Here is a 2,266-nt window from a genome sequence, read left to right as displayed (position 1 = left end):
CGGAGGTTTCCTGTGCTTTTCGACGCGCGGCGCTGTGGCGGTCGTTTTCGGCCGCGGTTTCCGAGGCTTCGTGCGGGTCCTTCCAATGCCAGTCAAAGCGGACGGCATGGACTGATCGGCCGCGCTTTTCCGGGGTCATCTTGACCGTGACCGTGCCGTAGTCGTTGATCGCGTCGATGGCGGGCTTGAGGACCCATCGGCTGAACTGTCCCCAAACGTCGTACGCTGTGCGATCATCAACTCCCATGAGCGCGCRCAGCTCGGCCAGGTCGAAGATCCMGTAAGGGCGCCCGAGGCGTTTTTTGTCTGCGAGGAGAGCGTAGAGCTGCCGTCCGTGGCCGGTCAGCCGGTGAGCAGCTGCAGCCTCGATTTTCGTGAAGTTGGCCGGGCTGCGGAGGGCGTGAACCCCGGCGGGCGGGATCAGCAGGCGCGCCATGCTGCCGCCCTCGGTGATGTGCCATTCGGCCAGGACGACGGCCCCCCAAGGATCGCCGCGATGCTCTCCGGACAGCTTCACCCCAGTCAGCCGCTCCAGGCACTGCCGCAGCCAGACATTGTCGGCCCTGCTGCCCTCCCCCCGGAGGCGTAGGGTCGGCACCTCCAGCCATACGGAATTGGGAACGGTCGCGGGCACGCGCTGTTCGTCCAGCGCGGCTGCGATTTCCCAKACCGCCGACACCATGGCGGGCGYCAGGGGCGTTTCGGATCGGAGCGCGACGGCGCTGGATGGAACGGTGATTTCCCTCATCAGTGGAGGTTACAAGTTTGCTTGCTCCATAGTCAACTCTCCATACGCCCCTCCCGGACCTCCATTCATACCCTCCCGGACCTCCATTCATACCCTCCCGGACCTCCATTCATACCCTCCGGCATCTACATTTTTACCCTCCGGGACCTCCATTTTTAGCCCCCCAGTGTCAGTGTCGGGTGTCGAGGGGAGCGAAGCGACACGCGACACTCGACACCCGACACTCAGCGAAACTTCACCCCTCATGGTCGGCTGATCGGCCAATTTCTGGCCGTGCTGGGAGAGAGGGGTTGGCGATGCTTGATAATGGCCTTGTTTTCGTATATACGAAAATTATGTTGATGATCGTCTGGGATGAGCCAAAGCGCCAAGCGAACCTCGCCAAGCATGGCTTGGATTTCGGTGACCTCGATGAGGGGTTCTTTCTGGCTTCGGTCGTGGTTCCCGCGAGAGACGATCGGCACATGGCGATAGGGCATCTCGCGGATGGGACGATCGCTGTGGTSTTTGCCACCCTGKGCATCGAAGGGGTGTCCGTGATCTCGATGCGCCCTGCCAGTCGGAAGGAGAGGACCCTGCTATGACCCGAAAGCACCTGACCGAAGAGCAGATCCAGCGAATGATCGCCAGCGATCCGGAAGCGCCAGAAGTCACGGATGAGCAGATCAGCCAAGCCAAGCCGTTTGCTGAGGTGTTTCCAGCCTTGGCGGAAGCCATGCGCAGAAACGCTGTGGGCCGTCCTAAGGCGGAGAACCCAAAGGTGGCGGTGTCGCTGAGGCTCGATCCGGAGATCGTGGCTCGGTTCAAGGCGTCCGGTCCGGGGTGGCAAACCCGGATGAACGACGCACTCCGGGAAGCTGCGGGGCTTTGAAGGTGCAGAATGCGGCCATTCTGTCCGGACCATGTCCGGCTCTGGGGTTTCGAAAGGGGCTGGTCCCTTCGGTTGGGAGTTTCGAAAGAGGGGCGCAGCAACCCTCTTCGCCGGAGAGCCATAAACAGACCCCATCGGGGGGGTGTTTATGGCTAGTAGGTTATGAATAAACGATAMTTTGCCATTTTGTTATTCGATTATCCTATCATGAACAGGGATTTTCGAAAGTCCGGATTTTGGATTTTCATGTGGGTCGGCGATCTTTGGGGGTATGAGCACCGAACCCCTGAACATTCGCCCCGAAGATCTCACCGGTGGGAACCCCCGCGCCGCTTCCGTGCGGCTGGAGGGAAAGTCCCTGTCCCAGGCTTATGGCCAGAGACGCCATGATTTCCGGATTGGCCCTCAGCCCAAATACGTGGATCCTGCTCGGAAAAGCTTGAACAGGCCCCTGATGGAACCCCGCCCTGTCTCGCAGATCAGGGATGAGGTTCTGGCGCTCCGGACAGCCCGTGGGGCCAAAAGAGCCATGAAGAGCAACGCGGCTGTGGTCACTGCGGGGATCGTGACCTTCGGGACGGAAGCCCAGGAGATGTTCCTGGCGCTCACCATCGAACAGCAGGATGCGGCCTTCCGGGAACTCGCGC

The 2,266-nt window shown here is 61.0% G+C and carries 3 protein-coding genes; 2 read left to right on the top strand and 1 reads right to left on the bottom strand.

Translation table 11 applies throughout. The annotated features are described in order from the left end of the window. Positions 1–748, bottom strand: a 748-nt coding sequence (locus tag D4A39_RS16605; RefSeq protein ID WP_147393934.1) for a replication initiation protein, incomplete at its 3' end; no start/stop codon positions are given. Positions 749–1,044: 296 nt separating this feature from the next. On the opposite strand from D4A39_RS16605, the gene D4A39_RS18280 reads away from it, so the two are divergent. After that, the gene (locus D4A39_RS18280; RefSeq protein ID WP_199699478.1) at positions 1,045–1,332 is read left to right on the top strand and encodes a BrnT family toxin; all 288 of its coding nucleotides are present in this window, start codon (positions 1,045–1,047) and stop codon (positions 1,330–1,332) included. Beyond that, the gene (locus D4A39_RS16595) at positions 1,329–1,619 is read left to right on the top strand and encodes a BrnA antitoxin family protein (protein WP_119918575.1); all 291 of its coding nucleotides are present in this window, start codon (positions 1,329–1,331) and stop codon (positions 1,617–1,619) included. Before D4A39_RS18280 ends, D4A39_RS16595 begins: the two co-directional genes overlap by 4 nt. Positions 1,620–2,266 lie beyond the last annotated feature (647 nt).

This window comes from Alcanivorax profundi (assembly GCF_003597125.1).
In the GTDB taxonomy this organism is placed as follows: Bacteria; Pseudomonadota; Gammaproteobacteria; order Pseudomonadales; family Alcanivoracaceae; genus Alcanivorax; species Alcanivorax profundi.
Note: the sequence above shows the minus strand (reverse complement) of the source record. Positions and strands in the feature narration are given on the sequence as shown.